The organism is Mycolicibacterium sp. HS_4_1 (assembly GCF_054515875.1).
Map to the genome: position 1 here is coordinate 4900373 of NZ_CM137261.1, position 18851 is coordinate 4919223.

Consider the following 18851-nt stretch of genomic DNA (forward strand, 5'->3'; position numbering starts at 1 on the left):
TGGTGTCAGCGCCGGATCAATGCTGCGCCCACGTGCCGTACGGCACCATCGGGTTGGCGCCGAAAGGCACGTAGGGGTTGGCGCCGCCGAGGAAGGAGTCCTGCGCATACACCGGAACGGGCCCGGGCAGCGCCACTGTTCCCCCGTTGTCCGCCAGCGCCGGAGCAGCCAGACCGATGCCGACCGCGGCCAGTCCGGCACCGATCAGTCCAGCTGTCACGGCGGCGAGGTTGTTGTTCTTCATGATGATGATGCTTCCTTTCTTGCTGCATTCACCATGCATGAACAGCATCTATAACGTCCAATAGATGAATTTCAGATGAATCATAGATAGCGTCTATAGTTGGAGCTATGGCCGGACTCGAGCTCCGTCACCTGCGGTATCTGCTCGCCGTCGCCGAACAGGGCAACTTTTCCCGCGCCGCTGAAGAGCTATATGTGTCGCAACCCACGCTGTCCCAGCAGATCAAACAGCTGGAACATGAGCTCGGCGTCCAACTGCTCGACCGCAGTGGCCGCACGGTGCGACTGACCGATGCCGGCGCCGCCTTCGCCGAGCGCGCCCGCAGTGCCCTCCGCGAGCTGGCCGCCGCCGAACGTGCCATCGAGGACGTCCAAGACCTCTCGCGCGGTCACCTGCGCCTGGGAATCACGCCGACGTTCATCACCTACCTCATCGGCCCCCTCACCGCCGAGCTGTACGCCCGCCATCCCGGGATCAGCCTGACGGTGGCCGAGATGCCCCAGGACAGCATCGAAGCGGGCCTCCTCGCCGACGACCTCGACGTCGGCATCGCCTTCGTCGGCACTCCGGTTCCCGGCATCGACGCCGCCGCACTGTTCACCGAGCACCTCGGCCTCGTGACCAGCGGTGTACGCGCCCGGAGCCTGCCGGCGCCACTTCCCGTCGGGGCGCTGGACAACGTCCACCTGGCCCTGCTGAGCAGTGACTTCCTCACTCGCACGCACATCGACACGTACTTTGCGGCGCACCACGTCGACCCGCGGATCACCGTCGAGGCCAACTCTGTCCAGGCCCTCACCGAAATCGTGCAGCGCACGCCGTTGGCCACGGTCCTGCCAGACGCCGTCACGCACGACCATCCGCACCTGACGCCGGTGCCGCTGGACCCGCCGATACCGACGCGCACCGTCGCCCTCCTGCGCCGGCACGGCGGCTATCAGAGTGCGGCGGCCGCCGCCTTCGTGCGGCTCACCCACGAACTCGTCGCCGCGCGGGGTTACGCGACGCCCGGGTGATTCATCGCCGAACCCCGGTTGTTGTCCTGCAACGTAATTCGCACTACTGCCCCACCGGAGTAGTCGGGCACAGCAGTCCTCCCACTCTCAATTTATGGCAGACCCCGGGGCTTGCCGCAAGGCCCCGGTCGTGCCGCACAATCGTCCGGCCAGGTGCTGCGACGAATGGGGGATGTCATGCCGAACACACCGAAACCGTTTGAAGTCCACGAGTCGGGGGCGCTGCTGCACGGCACCCGAGCCGATCTTTCGGTCGGCGATCTGCTGATCCCCGGACGTGCGTCGAACTACGAAGAAGGCCGGATCTCGAACCACGTCTACGTCACCCGGACGCTCGATGCCGCGGCATGGGGAGCCGAACTCGCGGCCGGCGACGGCCGCTGCCGCATCTACGTCGTCGAGCCGCAGGGCGACTTGGAGGACGACCCGAATGTGACGGACAAGAAGCTGCCGGGAAATCCGACACACTCCTACCGCACCCGGGAGCCGGTACGAATCGTCGGCGAACTCGCCGACTGGGTCGGGCATTCGACCGAACAGCAACAGGTCATGCGCGACGGCCTGGCCGACCTCCAACGCCGTGGACTCGCCGTCATCTACGACTGACGAGGACGCATGATTACTTACGAAACCATCGATCCCTGGGCCGCGCTCGCCGATCGCATGAGACGGACGATCTTCAAGCGGTTGGCCGGCGAAGAAGGGAAACGCTCGTGACAACCGGGGTGGCACCGATTCGCAAGAGCGACGTCGTCGCAGAGGAGGCGTGATGGCGGCTCAACCATCGACGATGGACCTGGCCACCGAGGAGCGCCGCGACCTCGCCGCCTACCTACGAACGTTGTCCGACGCCGACTGGGACGCCGCCAGCCTCTGCGCCGGGTGGTCGGTGAAAGACGTCGTCTCGCACCTCGTGAGTTATGAGGAACTCAGCACATTCGGTTTGTTGCAGCGATTCGTTCGCGGGCGGATCGTGCGCGCCAATGAGGTCGGCGTTCACGACTTCGCGTCGTACACCCCTGCTCAGCTGGTCGACTTCCTGGAAGCACACCTGCGTCCGCGAGGACTGACATCGGGATTCGGCGGGATGATCGGACTGGTGGACGGGACGGTCCATCATCAGGACATCCGTCGCGCACTCGGTCACCCACGCACCATCCCGGCCGAACGACTCGAGCGCATCCTGCCGGCCGTCCCGGGCAATCCGAGACTGGGTGCCGGCAAGCGGATAAGGGGACTGCATCTGCGGGCCACCGATGTCGATTGGGAACACGGCAGCGGACCCGAGGTGACCGGCACCGGCGAGGCACTGCTGATGGCCATGACCGGTCGCCCGGCAGTCCTCGATGAATTGAGCGGCCCGGGGCGGCCGACCCTCGCGGCGAGGCTGCGCTAGTCAGCCGCCGGGAAGATTCGGTGGCGCAATGCTGCGATACAGGTGCCGAACATCGTCTAGTGCGGATGAGCTTCGTGGCCGGCGTGGTGATCGTGGCCCTCATGCCCGGAGTCGGGTGAGCCGCCCATCATGCGCAGCATCGGGATGCCGCCGGTGCGGACGAAGCGGATCACCAGCACCGCGGCCAGCAGCAGGAAGGCGATGTTGAGCCAGGTGGTGTAGTTCCAGGAGATGCCGCTCTCCATCACCATGGCGTTGCGCTGGGTGGGGACGAGACCGGTTGCACCGAAAAGCAATTCGACAAGATAGCCCGCCGCGACCATCGAGACGTAGAAGGTGGCCAGCAGCGTCAGCATCATCCGGGTGCCGTAGTACTTCCGGTAGATGTTGAGGATCGGCAGGATCAGCAGGTCGGCGAAGATGAAGGCGACCACGCCGCCGAAGCTGATGCCGCCGTTCCACAGCACGGCGGCCAACGGCACGTTGCCGATGGAGCAGACGAACGACACTATTGCCACCACCGGCCCGACGACCGGCCCCCAGACCGCGGCCCACGTCGGGTCGTCGGCGAGGAAGAAGTTCTCCCAGAACGTATTCGGCACCCACGCGGCGATGGCTCCGGCGATGAGCAGGCCCAGGATCAGATCCCGCAGGATCGCCGCCCACTCCATGACGAACACGTGCGACACCGAAGTGAACCCCGGCGCCGAGAACAGGCGCTTGGCGAAGGAGCCCTCGCCCTGCACCGACATGTCCATCGCGGCATGGCCTTCCATCGAGCCGGCGATGCCCTGCTCCGCCTGCACGCGGGCGTCGTCGATGAGCCGGCTCCTGACGAACAACCGGAACAGCACCGCCAGCACGACGATCATGATCGGGCCGCCCACGAACTCCGCGGCGGTGAACTGCCAGCCCATCAGCAGGGCCAGGATGATGCCGAGCTCGACCACGAGGTTGGTGGAGCCGATCTCGAACGCCATCGCGGCCGTGAAGTTGGCGCCCTTGCGAAACAGCGAGCGGGCCAGCGCCACTGCCGCGTACGAGCACGACGACGATGCCGCACCGAGCCCCGCCGCAATCGCCAGGGTTTTCGGCTTGTCGTCGCCGAGCAGGCGCACGATGGTCGACTTCCGGACGACAGCCTGCACCAATGCCGACAGCGCGAATCCGAGGATCAGCGCCCAGAGAATCTCCCACGTCATCGAACCGGCCAGGGCCAGTGCGTGACCGATCGCGGCGATTACGGCGTCCACCCCAGTGACGTTAACCCGTCAGCAGCAATCCGAATCGCCGAGCGAGGGGTTTGCGCGGAAAATCGCGCGGAATATCTGCGTAACCCCGCCTGCGCGACGACGCTTAAACCGGGCTGCCGATGAAGTCGATGCCGGCGGTGATCGCCGGCCGGTGCCGCAGCATGCGGTAGTGCGCCAGTTTCCCGAGCCCCTTGGTGGTCAGCAGCTGGGCGCCGGGCCACGAAGCGGCGAGTTTCTCACTCGACGAATACGGACTGTCGGGGTCGTCCGGGTCGTGGACGAGCAGCAGCGGCGGGTGGCCCGCCCGAGCCGCGAGGTTGACCATGTTCGTCTCTTCCAGCGACATGCCGATCCGGCGCACCAGTCGCCGCTGCAGGCCGGCCCGGATCCGCGGGCCGAAGTTGTGCCGGGCGGCGAACAGGTCCAGGTACATGGGGTAATCGCCCATCGGCGCCAGCAGCACCAGGCGGCCCACCTTCGCACCGTTCACCGCCGCGGCCATGGTGGTCGCGTTGGCCCCGAGCGAATGCGCGACGACGGCGTGGGCCGGCCCGTGCTCCCGAATGACGGCCGCGACCGCGTCGGCGCATTCGGTGGCGGTGGTGCGTCCCGGTGCGAGCGCGCCCGGGTCGGACTCGTTGTGGCTGGGCAGGTCGAAGGCGATGACGCGGTAGCCGGCCGCCACGAGCGGCTTGACGAACATGCCCAGGTGCGGGCGGCGCCCACCCCAGCCGTGCACCAGGTACACCGGCGGTCCGTCGCCCCAGGATTCACCGACGACGCGGTGGCCGTCCCAGTGGGCTTCCAGCGGAGCGCCCGGCCCGACGCCGGGCGGCATGCGCAGACTCTGCTCGATGATCGGCGGCGTGCACCACAGCTCGGTGGCCCACCGGGATCCGATGGGCGGCGCGAAACGCTCGAGCAGTGCGAACTGTTTGCGAATCTTCGAGTCTACCGGCGGTTGCACACCGGAGCCCTCGACGTCGAGCACGACGTCCTGATCCGAAGTGGACTCGACCATGCGTCAAATCCTAACGACCGCCCCGTGCGCGCATGCCGTACATCGGTGCCAGAGCGGGCGTCAGAGCGGAGTGAACCGCACCCGGTACATGGCGGGCCAATTCTTGCCGGTGAGCAGGAACTCCCCCGCGCCGACGTGCGCGATGCCGTTGAGTACGTCGGCGGGCTTGTGCGGCGCATCGAGCAGACCGTCGGCATACACCAGCGACGTGACGACGCCGGAGGTCGCGTCGATCTGGACGATCCTGTCGGCCGGAAACACGTTGGCCCAGATCTGGTTGTCGAAGCAGGTGAGACTGTTGAGCCCGGTTACCGGTTCTCCGTTGTGGGTGACCGTCATGACGCCGGTTTCGCGCATGTCGCCGAGCTGGTGGAAATGCAAGCGGGCCGACCCGTCGCTGCGGATCAGACGCTGACCGTCATTGCACAGCCCCCAGCCGTCGCCGTCTAGGGGAACTTCTCGCAGCATCGTCAGCGTGGCCTTGTCCCACTCGATGGCCACGCCGTTCTGGTAGGTCAACTGCCAGATGTGGTCACCGTCATCGGCAATTCCCTCACCGAAATATGCCGGCGGCAACGGCGCGGCGCGGCGCAGCTGGCCGGTGGCGGCATCCAACTCGCGCAACTGCGAGCGGCCGACCAGCCCCGAACTTTCGTAAACCGTTGCGCCGCTGCTGAATAACCCCTCGGTGAAAGCATCCGGGTCGTGGTCCAGACGGCTCACTACCGCCGGGCGCAACAGGGTCACGGTTCCGGAATCCGCCCGCGTCACCGGGGTTTCTGCGGACACGACGAGCAGTGCGATCAACAACGCACCTACCCGCCTCATGGCGGTGAAAGTATCACCCGAACCCCGTTGGAACCGGACGAGCGCGGCGCGGGGACCCGATTCGCGACTGCACTGCGGTGACGTCGGCGAGGTGAGATCCGGCCACATGCAATGCGTTTGACTTGCGGCTCCACCACCAACCTGTGCTTTTCCTTGAGGCAAGCTGAAGAAATGATGGGAGTATCCGGATTAGCAGCGAAGCAACGATGAGATAACAGAGCCGCAACAAACGATTGGCTATATGACCCTGCGGCAAGGACCGAACGGGCACCAGGCACGTTGGGCCGCAACGAAAGCTGAGGCACCGCATGGCAAACCCGTCTCTCCTCAGGCCAGTGACCTTACTGTCACCGAAGCGCATCGCCGCCATCGCCGCAGCATCGATCTGCATGATCGCTGCGGTAGAGGTACAGCCGGCGCATGCCGACCCTGCCGAGATGGCTCCGCAGGTGTACGACAAGGTCAGCCGTGATGGGTGGCATCTGCAGATCAAGATTGATCATGAGTCGATCAATTCGGTGCCGAACCTGGCCGCGGCGGTGAACTCGCGGGAGGGCTTTGTGACCGCGTCGGGAACGGCGACCGCGACCGGTGGGTCGAGCCCGATCACCGACAGCATCTTCATTCTGGGGTATCAGTTGGGGTGCCAGTCCGACGTGTCGACCGGTCTGCAGCTCGGTGGTACCGGTGGTGCGGCGGGGTCGGCGGGGTTGCCGTTGACCGGGGTCAGCGGCACGATCGGTGCGGCCGGGTTCGTGCAGACGGTGATCCAGCCGGGTGTCATCGTGGATCTGCCGTTGGCGAACATGGCCTTGTCCGATAGTGGCACCGCGATGCTCGACATCGACAACATTCACATCAAGGCCGACGCGTGCGGTGGTGATGTCAACATTCGGTCCTATGCCTACCTGAGGATTTCCACTGCCAAGTCGCACACGGAGTTCGCGATCTACGGCGACCCGAGCAAGATCTGACGCAAGGGGAATCGAATCATCATGTCGCGCAAAGGACTAGGGCCCAAGGCGCTGGGTGTGATCCTGGGGTTGGTGGGGATACCGCTGGCGCCGGGGGTGGCCGATGCCCAGCCGGCCCCACCGGTGCTGCCGTGGTTTCCCGGTCCGCCGGCACCGGTGAGCCCGACCATGGGTAGCTACACGTTCGCCCCGAACTGGATCACCAGCCCGCCGCCGGCTGCGTACGACGCTCGCGGTGTGCGGGCGGCGGCCAGTGTTGATCCGGCGATGAACGCTGACGGCTTGCCCGGCAGCGCCTTGGGACTGAGCCCCAACAAGGCGAACCTGCTGACCTCCAGCAGTACCCGGTATCGGATCGGGGCCGGGATGAGTCCGAACCCGACGCTGCCCACGGTGGCCCCGGGTACCAATATCGGAGCCGGCATGGAGGGCTCGGCTCTGGAGGATCCGGGCGGTGCGGCGCCCAAGTCCGCGCCGGGCTCCGAGTCGGCGCAGCCGACCACGGCGCCCGCGGTGCCGGGGCAGCCGGCGCCGATCTTGGAGGCGGCCAGCGGGCAGCCGGCGGCGGCCACGCCGGCTGCGACACCGGAGCCGGCACCGTCGGGTCCGCCGCCGGTCCAGGTGCCCGCCGGGGTGTCGCCGAGTTCGTGAAACGACGCAACGGATTAGGGCGTGTCTGACAAAAGTTTCAGGTGTGGTGCCTGAGACTTGAGGAATGTCGCGGTTCCAATTGCTCTCCGATGCCCAGTGGTCGTTGATCGAGGATCTGCTTCCGGTTCGAACGGGTAAGCGGGGCAGACCTTTCCAGGATGCTCGGTCGATGGTTGAGGGCATCATCTACCGGTACCGGTGTGGCATTGCCTGGCGTGACGTGCCGCAGGTGTTCGGTCCGTGGCAGTCGATCTGGACGTGGCACCGGCGGATGAGCGCCGACGGTACCTGGGATGCGGTGTTGGCCCGGTTGCTGGCGGCCGCTGATGAGGCCGGGATGATCGATTGGGCGGTGGCGGTCGATTCCACGATCGCTCGCGCGCATCAGCACGCCACGAACCTCACCCGTGACACAGGGGGCTGGGTCGAATTACACGAATCTGGCGATCGAGCCGCCTGACCACGGTATTGGCCGCTCCCGCGGTGGGTTAACCAGCAAGATTCACCATCTGGTCGACGGTCGCGGGCGGCCGTTGGTGGTGCTCGTGGGCGCCGGTCAATCCCACGATGGCCCGGTGTTCGAGCATTTGCTCGCCCATCTGCGAGTCGACCGCCCCGGCGGCGGACGGCCCCGCACCCGCCCCGATCGCGTCCGCGCAGACAAGGCCTATTCGAGTCGAGCCACCCGGACCTTGCTGCGGCGACGCCGGATCGGCGCGGTGATCCCGGAACCTTCCGATCAGGTCGCCAACCGGAAACGACGGGGCTGCCGTGGCGGCCGGCCCCCGGCCTTCGACGCCCAAGATTACAAGGGCCGCAACGTCGTTGAACGCAACTTCAATGACGTCAAGCAATGGCGCGGACTGGCCACCCGCTACGACAAGCTCGCCATCGTCTACCGCGCCGCAGCAGTCCTGAGAGCGGTCACCCTGTGGCTACCCCATTTGTCAGACACGCCCTAGCCGGGGCCGGGGCGGTCGTGGCCGCCCTGGTTGCCGGCTGTTCCGGTCATCACGACGCCGCACCGGCCCCGGTGTCGTCGTCACCTCAGCCGTCGAAGTCGTCGGCACAGGCAGCCGGGCCGTGCACGCTGCCGCATTTCGGGAACCTCATCGAGTGGCTGCACGAACCCGGAAAGCCCGACCGCGCTATCCGCATCAGTGATATCGACGCGGCCACATGCGAACCGACACTGAACAATTGGACAGCCAATCTGGTCGAGCGCCCGGGTGTGTGCTACATGATCGGCTGGGAATCGGCCAACCCCGGCTACAACAACATGGCCGTACCGGCACCCCGGCTGCCCAAGGCCATGGACACCATCGGAGACGGTTGCTGACAACCGCACGCACAAACAGGGAGCCTGCAATGCACACCACGGCAACCAAAATCGGATGGGCCATCACCGCCGCCATGACGGCGGCGTGCCTGGCCGGCACCGGGCCCGCGGCAGCGCGACCAAGCACCGACTTCCGGCAAGCCCCGCCACAGACCTGCTCGGAAGCCAACGTCAGCGGAGGCACCGCGTCCTACATTCCGGTCGCCGGGGACCCCACCGCCTACCAGAAATGCGGGCCCGCCGGCCCCGTCGGCATCAAGCACTGCCAGACCGGATCGGCATTCGACAGCTCCACCGGCTACTGCGTCGCCTCACAAGGCACGGGCGCGACCCTGAGCGTGGACGCGGTATGGCAAGAGGGCGACAGCTCTGACTGCCAAACAGCTTGCCCGCCACGGCCCATCAAGGTGAAGCTGACCTACAGCGGCTCCAGCGTCGGTATGGCCTCGGTAACCCTGGTCGATCCGACCGCGCCGAGCAAATCGTGGGGCGGCTCAGCGAGCGCACTCACCGGCGATGGCGCAACACATTCGGTCGTCATCACCACCAACAAACTGATACCCACCGCCGCAGACTGGGCACTCAAGCCCGGATCCACCGTCGCCGTGCAGGGCTACCTGACCGACGGCAAAGCCAACCCCGACGGCGACCCGAGCGTCGCGGTGGCAACCCTGAACCAGACCATCGCCGCCGGCACCAAACCGACAGGCACCGACAGCACCACGACCAGCGCCACCGCCTGAGATCGCGGCACCAGCCAATCACCGCGACCACCCACGTGTGCAACACCACAACATCCGGCCGACTCGCGCGGCTGCCCTACCCCGACCGCTCGCCCGGGTAGCACCGACAATCCCACGCGCCCAGCAGATCGAGGGCGCGCCGTCGGCTTTTTCGTGATCTCCTCGCGCTCGGCGCAAAAACACGTCAGGCCCCCTCGAAAGGGGGCCTGATCAGTGTGGCAGATGCAGGATTCGAACCTGCGTAGGCTTTCGCCGACGGATTTACAGTGATTTACAGTCCGCAAGACGCGATGTCCGCCAGTGTCCCCCAATACCGTCAGTGGCGCTGAACGGCGGCGTTGGCGCCAGAGAGTGTCATGCGACACCCCGCCATGTCGCGCGTGTTTCTGGCAACCTCGTGACACTTCTTCGGGCTTGCCGTTCGAGCCTATGGCGCCCCGAAGCGCGAGTAGGACACCAGCTGTCTAATCAGTCCCGTGCGAGACATTCCCGCGACGTCGAGATGTTCTCTGCAGCACGCATAGCGTTTTGTTGGCTCATCAGCGTGAGGGGCACGTGTCCCGGCCCGAAAGGCGTCGCCTGTGCCGGAAAAGCGATACCGCCGAATACCAACATCACCGTGGCAACCGCGCCGCTGAGATAATTCCCCCTCATGCTTGCGGTCTTACCGGTTTGCTTTGAAAACCGAAGAGTTTTCTGTCAGGCATTTAGGAACATCGCAAGTTGGCCAAATTTCATTCTGATCCGGGCCGGAGGTCTTTGCTCAGGGTTCCGGCGGCAGTTTGTCGCTCGCCAGGTTGCCCAGGCCGACCGCTGTTAGGTTTGCAGCGCTACAGGTCACAAACCGCAGCGAGGGACCCCTGGATGGATCTCGCGGCCTCAGCCACGCCGAGCGGTTCGCGGCCCAATCCACCATCGTAACCGAGCTGGCTGCTAAGCTGCAATCGTGAGCACCAAGCTCGGCCACAGAGACGCCCTGGTGTCCGAGCCTCCTTCAGCGAGGGGTAGCTTTGAAGCCACTTTCGAATCCGATCTTGGAGTGGGCAATTCGGCACCTGCCCGTGTTGCACCGATTGGAGGGTGCAGTGGGCACGGCACGAGGGCATAGCGGAGTCCCCAGATTCTACCTGCGCAGCGTTCTTTCGCCCGTTAGCGACCCGCAGTTGCGGGAAGCGACAATCGATCTATTTGCCCGTGCGGTTGAAGAGACATCACGCGAAAACGTTGATGTGTGCGTTTTCTCAACCCCGCGGGTTGCTAACCTTTACTACTTACTACTTCAAGCTGGTTTGCCCGAAATACCTTGTCGGGTCATTACCGGTCGAGAATTCCTCACATATTTGTCATCTGACGAATGGCATGGAAAACGTGTGCTCATATTGGATGACACTGTATTCCTTGGGTCATCACTCGCGCTCATGGTGAAAGAGCTCCGTCAGCTCGTAGCAGACGGAGAAGTCCAAGTAAATGCAATTTGCATTGACAAAGATAGCGCTTCTCAATCGCTTGTTCGCTACTGCAAAATTTCACACGCAGTACAGCGAGAATCGGCCGCGGTCGAGAACTTCTCGATGGAGTTAACAGCTTCGCTACATCAGGGCTTGGTCCCCCCCATGGGCGACTATTTCATGAGCTCGCAAATCGAATTGTCGTCGGCAAATCTAGATCGGATTCTTTCCAACGATGGCTGGATGCGCGCCGACGTGACATCACCCGTAATAGCACAGTCAGAAGTTTTCTCGTACAGTCTTTTTCCAAAAGAATCAGTGAGCAGAGCGATCGATGAAGCTCTCGACTCCATCATTCCGGGAATATCTAAATTTGTCGCCCTCTCTAAGATGCGCGCTTATGGAAGGACATCGGGTACACGATCCTTAGTCCGCTTCGTGCCCGTACTCGTGTTGACTCCGTTCGACCCTGGACTAGTCCGCGACGCACTGCGCACCTTAGAGGAGCGAATCGGAGCGAAGACCGAGGTCCCTCTCGACAAATGGTCGTCGGCCGCTCGACACAGGTTTGTCCAGCTTATAATGTCTGGTGTTGTCGCTCGGGAATTTCATCGAGCAACCGTTAACGGTGATGTGGTTCAGTTTGAAGAACTCGCTAGAAATATTGTCGATACCAAAGCACTGAAGATCACGTACGGTCGAGCAACCTCGCGCTTCGCCTTAGGAGCGGTCGAACACTTCGTGAAGAGCCCCAGCGCGCCGCCGATTTCCCTTCCAATCGGCGAGTTGGCAGACGACAAGGCGTTACCGAGGGTGTTTTTCGACCAAGATGGATTGATCGAAAAGCTTCTTGATAAGACGGCGAAGTCCCTGCAGAGAACCGTTAAGATCCCGCATGAAGTCCACGATGCGATGATCATTCGTACTGGGAATGACTTTGTGAACGAAGTAGCAGCGATTTTTAATACAGCTCACAACGAGCTTGAGCTACCCGAGGAAGCAGCGATCCGCCGGATGTCGGCCCAGGAATTCTTCAAAGAATACGAGTCACCCGAAAAACGTAAGCTAGGTATCGGCGTATCAATCTCCGGGTTAGGATCACTGATCCCTGAGAACGAATGCCCCCTGAGCGGATTCGCCATCGTATCTCTCGCAGTGGACATTTGTCTCGACATAGGCATCATCGTCCCGTCGACCACCTATATCTCAGAGTATAAGGCTGCTGTGCGCCTGTATCATCTTGGTGAAAACGCGTTTTTCACATCGGACAGAGGAGATCTTACTTACTATCCGACGACAGTCGCGACGGTATCGCAAGCCGAGGCATTAGCCTAGAAGGATAGAATCCTAAAACGCAATGGCTCCCATTGTTGCATCTTCGAACCTATACGACGGCCTGCCACCACAGGAGAAGTTGTTATCGAGGCGACTGCTGAAGGAATTCACCAATCTTCAAAGTTCATGTGCACATAGCCTTAGCGATCGCCCAAATTTCCTTCAACACTCCAGCAATGCAATTCTAGCGACTAGGAATCTATTTCAGATCGTAGCGTCATCGATCGAGCCTGCAGTCGATACGCTTGATTGGAAATTCGTAGTTCTGGCCACAAGAACCTGCGACCGCACCCTTGCCATGTTAGGCGCAGCGCACGCAGTTTTCGCAGTCGACAACAGCGATTACTTCCCATACACGGCGGTTCTGCACATATGTGTCCAATCATTTGAGAAATTTGTTAGGGCGGTTAGCGATCGAAGCGTCCGGTCTGGTGGCTCGCTCGAGCTATACGGCTCGGGGCCGCTAGCCGAGATCATTCGTCACGGCGCGCACATACCAAAGTCGCTCTACGAAGCGATAATCACCAGCGATTTTGGACGCCGTCAGATTATTAGCGGCATTGTGTCCGACAGTTTGGACCTTATAACGGACCTCCAGTACGCCGCTGACGTTTCGCCGATCAGCGGCCTGGCGCCTGCGAACAATTGGACAAGTGCAATACCAGGACTCACCCCTGAAGCGCGATCGGGATGGCGTTGCGGCCCCTTATTTCTTATTGACGATTTCGCAAGCTTCTTGAGCGTTGCAGTTGCAGACGTGCAGCGAATGGTCGCGAATGATGAGGTAATCCGTTTCCCATGGTGGGACGGTCGTGATCTGTTTCCAGCTATTCAGATCAATCCGGCAACAGGCACACTATATCCAAAAGTCGCTGAACTACTCGATGCCTTAGAACCTAACTTTTACACGATGATCGGGCTCTCCATGTGGCTCGGTTTAACTGATTCCGCATCAGGTGACCAGCACGCCGAATGGCTCGAAAATAAAGCAAAATTTCAGGACCTAAAGGACAAACTAGCCGAAATCGGCGTGTTGGCGCCGAACAAATACCGATATGGGACTCCGCGCCTCCCGAGTCTGACGGCACTGCAGTCGGCACTCAACAGGGGGTACTATGGAAGTCGAGCGGGATCAGAAGGGTCCTTTCTCAGCCGCCGTACCGGTGCTCCCACGACGGATCACACCGATCCCATGTACCGAATTACGAGCAGAGTCCACGGGCCGTTTTTCTTCGCCCAACGTCCCGGGCGAAAGGGAACCGGAGGGCGGTTCGATATAGTGCCTGGCAAGGCTGACGGAACGATGTACCTTGCGGAAACCGTTGAAGGTGCGATATCGGAAGTGTACGCGCGAATTCTCGTACTAGATATCCAAGCGTTGACGACTCGTTTGCTGTGGGAGCTGCGAAATTCGCAAGAACTGGTGAAACTCCTAGATCTCACGGATCCCGAATGTGGCAAAGAGTTGGGCGGCGTGCCCACAACGACGTTCACCACGATGAACCGGTCGGTGACACAGAAGCTGTCGACCGACGCACGGACTGCCGGTTACGGCGGCCTCATTCACGACTTGAAGACGACAACCGAATCCAACGGTATTGCCATCTTTGGCCCGGCCGGACCGACATACCCCGAAGACGCAAACCTCGGAAGTTGGAGCTGCAAGGTCCGCATGATGTCCGAAAGTGAAGAATTTTGGGAGTGGGTCAGAACTCGTAATGAGTACGACGCCGATAACATGCACATAATTCTCAGCCAGTTGCCGTTTGAACGTTTGCTTCCGCCCTGACCACTACGGGAGCGGCGAGCGACGCTGCTTCTTGGCTCTACCTGTTGTGACGCTAGAGCTCGAGTCCATCGTCCACGCTGCGGTGTTGACTTCTGTCTGAGTGGCGCTGATCGGCTACGCCCCTGCTACGGTCACTCCCTTGTCTCTTGGTCTTCCAAGCTTGGTAGCTCTGGTGTCGCTGTTCAGTGGCTGCCGCACGCAGGTTGAGGACGTCACGAACGCGAACGGGCAACGCCTCGGCGACGGCCTGAGGGGCGTATTCGTGCGCGGTGACTGCCGGATGGTCGTGCCACGTTGACGCCACGGGTCTGCTGGTTAGCGGTTATCAAGCAACTGCGCAGCGCGTCTGCGCACACGCCAAGATTGGCTGTCGTTGCGGAGCGCCCTGACTACGCGATCGATCTGCGGCACGGTCAGTGCTGCAGTCGTCAGTTGGTTGAGCGTTTGCAGCGGCACGAATACACCTCCACTTCGCAGTAACTCAGTCAAGCGTTCAATTGCCATGCTGCCAACGACATCTGGGCGCCGACAGATCTCACCCAACGCGTGGGCGACAGCTACCCGCACGGTCGGATCCGAATCACCACTGAGCGCGTACACCTTTGGGAGCATCCAGTCACCTACTGACTTAATGGAGAGCAGCGACAGTGACCGTCCAGCATCGCGACGCGTCTGCACGTCCAGACTGGACGCAAGCGCACCGAGATGATCAGCGACTATCTCATCGGACAGCATGCCGTACGCAAAGGTGAAGCTCAGTGCCGCAACAAACACCGGCCGACCGTCGCTATCGTCGAACGCCCAAGGGTCTGGCTGGGTGACGAGTGTAGTTAGACCGTTGGCGTAGCGCGCTTTCAGCTGAGAATTCAAGTTTGGTCGCTCCCGCGTAAGGATGTCGAACGCGCGTGACTTCTCGCTGCGTGCCACGAGTGGGTTGGTGAGAAATTCGAGCAACCCGGCCCAGATATCGTCATCTGCGAACTGGGTGAGAAGTACGGCGGCAACCTCCGCGGAACTTATGACCCTTCGCACGAACGTGCCTCCCGAAGCCTCCTTCGCCGCCGCCGCAAGCCCCGCAAGTACGGCCCGCTTGGCCACCGAGTAGACGGGGTCGGGAATTGGCTGGCTGGTCCGCAGATAGTGGTTAATGCTTTCGGCGAGCTCGTTTAGAGGGGCCTGATCATCTTTCAAGAGCCCTTCCGGCGCCAGTTTGAGCGCTTTCTGCAGAACTGCTGCAGTGGGGCTCTGCGGGTGCTCGCGAACTTGCCTCGACCACAGGCTGTGCCAGCGTGATCGCAGATCGTCAGTAATGTCTTCCCAGTCAAGGGCGCGGACGACCCCTGCAATGACGGTGTCGTAACTGATGTCGGCGAGGCGGACTGGTGTTGCGTAGACCAGCAGCTCTTGCGCGAGCATCTTTGCAGTTCCAGCCGCGCCAGCCAGGGCGGCGGCGGCCGCCCATGCCTCCTCATCCTTAGAGAACTCGGCCTGCCAGTGCAGTGGCGCGGTCGTCGGGCCTCCACGACGAATCACGGACAACACACGCGTCAGCGTCTGGAAGGCTTGCGTTGGCGGCATCACCTCGGCGGCTGCGGCGAGGACAATCATTTCACCGGTCCGGAGTGACCGCTCGGAGGTGCGTTGAGTCCCGATTCGCAGCCCTTCGGTCAATAAAGGACCCGCAGGGCCGGCGAAGGTCAGCTCGTCAACGAGCCGTCGGAGTTCGGAGTCCGCGCCGGCTAGTCGAAACAACCGCAGACCGTCGGCGGCGACCGCAGCGGGCAAGGCCGGCCTGAACCCGACGATGCGCATGGTGGCCAGTTCCTTGCGGGATCGGTAGACGTCGCGGTGTCCGAGAACTTCCAGGCGTAAATTCTCGAAATACAGGTCTGCCCCGTAATCGGTCCGGGAGGTTCGGCTCAACGTGGTCTCGTAGACGCTGCCCAACCAGCGTCGATACTGACCTAGTTGGTCGTCTTCAAGGTCGGCGCCCACGTATCCCATGTCAGGGGCGCGCTCGAACAGATCGAAACCGGCTGCCGACGAATTGAGTGCCTCGACGATATTGTCAAGCGCCGCAACACGGAAGGTATCGGTGTTCTGCCCGATGGCGAGCTCGGGAGAGGGGTGAAACTTGATGTTCTCAAGAAGGCGACGCACTTCATTGAGGTCAAACTCAGGTGGCTCACCGATGTCGTAGTTGCGCAGGGCACGCTGTTGCAGGATCAGCGCCCTGCACAAATCTGCGGACGGGGACGTCGTAGTCAACAATGCTAGGGCGTCGATGATGATGCGGTGGCAGGTAGATACGTCGTCTCGCTCGGCGAGAAGCGCACAGGCCACCAAGGTAAGCGCAGTCATCTTCGCCAAGTCCTGACGGACCTGTTCTGTGGCCAGGCTTTCGATGAGGCGGTCCAGAGCGTGCTCATGACCGAGCAAAGTTTCGTAGACGGCGCGCACCGAGGGGTCTGAAATCTCCTCGTCGAATGGTGAACGCAGGATACGGCGTTGCATGGCCTTGGCCAATTCAGCCGTCGGGAGTGCAGACTGCTCGCTGGAATAGCCAACTTCGTTGAGGAGGTTTGGTTCGAATATTGCAACGAGCCACTCGAGGTTCATGTCAGCTCTCCTGGGTCGACGTCGATCTGAACTGGTTTGTCGACGGCATCTGAAATTTGACCCCCTGGTGGCAGGTGAAAGTTGACCCCCTGGGTGGTGGTTGGTGATTATTCCTCGGTGGTGGTGGCCGCGGTAGGTGTGCGGCCGAGGTCGCGGTTTTTGAGTCGGTAGCTGTCTCCTTTGAGGGTGATGACTTCGGCGTGGTGCACGAGGCGGTCGATCATGGCCGCGGCGACGACGTCGTCGCCGAAGACTTCGCCCCAGCGGCCAAAGGCCTTGTTGGAGGTGACGATCAGGCTGGCGCGTTCGTAGCGGCTGGACACCAGTTGGAAGAACAGGTTGGCGGCTTCGGGTTCGAACGGGATGTAGCCGACTTCGTCGACGACGAGCAGTGGGTAGCGGCCCAGCCGGGTCAGTTCGTGCTGGATGCGCCCGCCCTGGTGGGCTTCGGCCAGTCGGGCGACCCATTCGGCGGCGGTGGCGAACAGGACCCGGTGACCGGCTTGGCAGGCGCGGATCGCCAGTCCGGTCGCCAGATGGGTTTTGCCGGTGCCGGGTGGTCCGAGGAATACGACGTTGTCGCGGGCGGTGACGAAATCCAGGGTGCCCAGGTGCGCGATGGTGTCGCGTTTGAGTCCGCGCGCGTGGTCGAAGTCGAATTCCTCCAATGATTTTCGTGATGGGAACCGGGCTGCTCGGATACGTCCTTCCCCGCCGTGGGCTTCGCGGGCGGACACTTCACGTTGCAGGCAGGCGGCCAGGTATTCCTCGTGGCTCCAGTTCTCTGCGCGGGCTCGTTCGGCGAGCCGCCCGGTGGCCTCGCGCAGCGTGGGTGCTTTCAATGCCCTTGTGAGATAGGCGATTTCAGCGGAGACATCCCGGCCAGTCGGGATGGTTTTCGCGGTCGCCATCAGGCCACTCCGCCATCGAGGTCCACACCGAACGCGGTGTCGTAGTCGGTCAGTGATCGGGTCACGACCTCCGGTTCGACCGTGGTGTGCTTGGCTGTTATTCGCCTGCGCCGTAGTACTTTCGCCGCCTCAACGTGGGTCGGGTCCGACAGGGTCTGATGCGTTGCCCAGATCCGGTCATGATCGGCGACCAGGTCCCCGTCGCAGAATGCGTGGACCCGATCCAGATCCGCGCGCACCAGCACCCGTCGTCCGACCGCACTGGGATGCACCGAGTAGTCGTTGCCGTCCAGCCGCACATAGTGATCGCGCGGCAAGCGCAGCGAGGCGCACCACCCCGTCGCAGGGGAGACTGGTGGCAGCGCCAGCATCGCGGACCGATCGGCGGCGATCCGATCGGTCGGGGTGCAGCCCAGCGCGCGGCGCGGCCGGGTGTTTACCAGGGCCAACCAGTCGGCCAGTTGGGTGTTGAAATCCGCCGGTGACGCGAACGTGCGCCCGGGCAGAAACGAGCGCTCCAGGTAGTCGTGAGACCGCTCGATGAGCCCTTTGGCTTCCGGGTCAGCGGGCCGGCAGACGATCACCTTGGCGGCCAGCACCCCGCGGAATGCCTGGCACTCGGTGGTCAATTCGACGCGTCCGGCCCGCCAGCGCCCGATCGCTCCTTCACCGTCCCAGACCAGTGCCCGCGGCACCGCGCCCAGGCCCGCGATCAGCTGCCACCACCCGGCGAACAGATCCTCGCTGCGGCGACTGGGAATCAGGATCGCTGACAGCCAGCGCGAGTAGGCGCAGATCATCGTCAGCACCGGCAACAACGCCGGTTTGCGGACCTGACCGAACCCGACCGGTACCGTCACCGGCGGAAACCACAGGTCGCACTGGGCGATCTCCCCAGCGGCATAGGCCGTGCGGGAGGCCGGGTCCGGCGGCAGATACACCGGCCGCAACTCGGCCACCCGCGCCGATAACGTCCGGATCGACCGGCTCCACCCAATCCGCTCGGCGATCACCGTCGCCGGCATCGTCGGATACGCCGCCAGCAACTCACGAATCCGCGGCTCAACCTCGTCAACAATCGAACCACGTTGTGGTCGTTCATATTTCGGTGGCACGTCCTGCGCCAACGCGGACTTGACGGTGTTCTTCGATATCCCCAACATTCGGGCGATCACCTTGATCGGCATCTTCTCTGCCCGGTGCAACCGCCGAATCTCTGCCCAATCTTCCACTGACAACATTCCCTTCTGATCCTCCTGGCTCGGGTAAAGCCAGGTCACCGGA

The 18851-nt window shown here is 62.7% G+C and carries 17 protein-coding genes and 1 tRNA gene; 10 read left to right on the top strand and 8 right to left on the bottom strand.

Annotation, left to right across the window (positions count from 1 at the left end; genetic code table 11):
- Positions 1-16 precede the first annotated feature (16 nt).
- A complete protein-coding gene (locus ACX12F_RS23690; protein ID WP_459366728.1) occupies positions 17-244 on the bottom strand; it encodes a hypothetical protein in 228 nt (75 codons plus the stop codon).
- 107 nt (positions 245-351) lie between these two features.
- On the opposite strand from ACX12F_RS23690, the gene cynR reads away from it, so the two are divergent.
- The 3 genes from cynR (at position 352) to ACX12F_RS23705 (ending at position 2656) form a co-directional block, all read left to right on the top strand.
- Positions 352-1260 (top strand): transcriptional regulator CynR, encoded by a 909-nt coding sequence (cynR, locus tag ACX12F_RS23695; protein ID WP_459366729.1) that lies wholly within the window; start codon positions 352-354, stop codon positions 1258-1260.
- Positions 1261-1437: 177 nt separating this feature from the next.
- Positions 1438-1866, top strand: a complete 429-nt coding sequence (gene arr, locus ACX12F_RS23700) for an NAD(+)--rifampin ADP-ribosyltransferase (protein WP_459366730.1) — start codon at positions 1438-1440, stop codon at positions 1864-1866.
- A 160-nt stretch (positions 1867-2026) separates the two neighbouring features.
- Complete coding sequence (locus ACX12F_RS23705; protein ID WP_459366731.1) at positions 2027-2656, top strand: maleylpyruvate isomerase family mycothiol-dependent enzyme; 630 nt, start codon at positions 2027-2029, stop codon at positions 2654-2656.
- Between the two features lie 56 nt (positions 2657-2712).
- Here ACX12F_RS23705 and ACX12F_RS23710 read toward each other — a convergent pair whose 3' ends face one another.
- The 3 genes from ACX12F_RS23710 to ACX12F_RS23720 all read right to left on the bottom strand — a co-directional run bounded on the left by ACX12F_RS23710 (position 2713) and on the right by ACX12F_RS23720 (position 5758).
- A complete protein-coding gene (locus tag ACX12F_RS23710) occupies positions 2713-3858 on the bottom strand; it encodes a permease (protein WP_459370480.1) in 1146 nt (381 codons plus the stop codon).
- Between the two features lie 154 nt (positions 3859-4012).
- On the bottom strand, positions 4013-4930 hold the full coding sequence (locus ACX12F_RS23715) for an alpha/beta fold hydrolase (protein ID WP_459366732.1): 918 nt from the start codon (positions 4928-4930) through the stop codon (positions 4013-4015).
- 60 nt (positions 4931-4990) lie between these two features.
- Positions 4991-5758 (bottom strand): glutaminyl-peptide cyclotransferase, encoded by a 768-nt coding sequence (locus ACX12F_RS23720; protein WP_459366733.1) that lies wholly within the window; start codon positions 5756-5758, stop codon positions 4991-4993.
- Positions 5759-6147: 389 nt separating this feature from the next.
- On the opposite strand from ACX12F_RS23720, the gene ACX12F_RS23725 reads away from it, so the two are divergent.
- From ACX12F_RS23725 to ACX12F_RS23745, 5 genes are all read left to right on the top strand, one after another.
- Positions 6148-6732, top strand: coding sequence for an MspA family porin (locus ACX12F_RS23725; RefSeq protein ID WP_459370481.1), 585 nt, complete (start codon positions 6148-6150; stop codon positions 6730-6732).
- Between the two features lie 21 nt (positions 6733-6753).
- Positions 6754-7383 (top strand): hypothetical protein, encoded by a 630-nt coding sequence (locus tag ACX12F_RS23730; RefSeq protein WP_459366734.1) that lies wholly within the window; start codon positions 6754-6756, stop codon positions 7381-7383.
- A gap of 64 nt (positions 7384-7447) precedes the next feature.
- Positions 7448-8345 (top strand): IS5 family transposase gene (locus ACX12F_RS23735; protein WP_459366735.1). Its coding sequence is split into 2 segments (ribosomal slippage): positions 7448-7794 and positions 7793-8345, totalling 900 coding nucleotides; the frame shifts between segments, so codons are not numbered across the junction.
- A 17-nt stretch (positions 8346-8362) separates the two neighbouring features.
- The gene (locus ACX12F_RS23740) at positions 8363-8722 is read left to right on the top strand and encodes a hypothetical protein (protein WP_459366736.1); all 360 of its coding nucleotides are present in this window, start codon (positions 8363-8365) and stop codon (positions 8720-8722) included.
- 29 nt (positions 8723-8751) lie between these two features.
- Complete coding sequence (locus tag ACX12F_RS23745; RefSeq protein ID WP_459366737.1) at positions 8752-9465, top strand: hypothetical protein; 714 nt, start codon at positions 8752-8754, stop codon at positions 9463-9465.
- 216 nt (positions 9466-9681) lie between these two features.
- On the opposite strand, the gene ACX12F_RS23750 is transcribed toward ACX12F_RS23745, so the two are convergent.
- A tRNA-OTHER gene (locus ACX12F_RS23750) sits at positions 9682-9774 on the bottom strand.
- 776 nt (positions 9775-10550) lie between these two features.
- On the opposite strand from ACX12F_RS23750, the gene ACX12F_RS23755 reads away from it, so the two are divergent.
- Together ACX12F_RS23755 and ACX12F_RS23760 are read left to right on the top strand one after the other, a co-directional pair.
- Entirely contained in the window at positions 10551-12248 is a 1698-nt protein-coding gene (locus tag ACX12F_RS23755) for a hypothetical protein (RefSeq protein ID WP_459366738.1), read from the top strand.
- Between the two features lie 22 nt (positions 12249-12270).
- Positions 12271-14037 carry an RES family NAD+ phosphorylase gene (locus tag ACX12F_RS23760; RefSeq protein ID WP_459366739.1) on the top strand — a complete coding sequence of 589 codons (1767 nt, stop codon included), beginning with the start codon at positions 12271-12273 and terminating at the stop codon, positions 14035-14037.
- A gap of 315 nt (positions 14038-14352) precedes the next feature.
- Here the strand turns inward: ACX12F_RS23760 and ACX12F_RS23765 are convergent, their stop codons facing one another.
- The 3 genes from ACX12F_RS23765 to istA form a co-directional block, all read right to left on the bottom strand.
- Positions 14353-16656, bottom strand: coding sequence for a HEAT repeat domain-containing protein (locus tag ACX12F_RS23765; protein WP_459366740.1), 2304 nt, complete (start codon positions 16654-16656; stop codon positions 14353-14355).
- A 107-nt stretch (positions 16657-16763) separates the two neighbouring features.
- Positions 16764-17567, bottom strand: coding sequence for an IS21-like element helper ATPase IstB (istB, locus tag ACX12F_RS23770; protein ID WP_459366741.1), 804 nt, complete (start codon positions 17565-17567; stop codon positions 16764-16766).
- The gene (gene istA, locus ACX12F_RS23775) at positions 17567-18808 is read right to left on the bottom strand and encodes an IS21 family transposase (protein ID WP_459366742.1); all 1242 of its coding nucleotides are present in this window, start codon (positions 18806-18808) and stop codon (positions 17567-17569) included. The genes istB and istA overlap by 1 nt, the downstream gene beginning before the upstream one ends.
- Positions 18809-18851 lie beyond the last annotated feature (43 nt).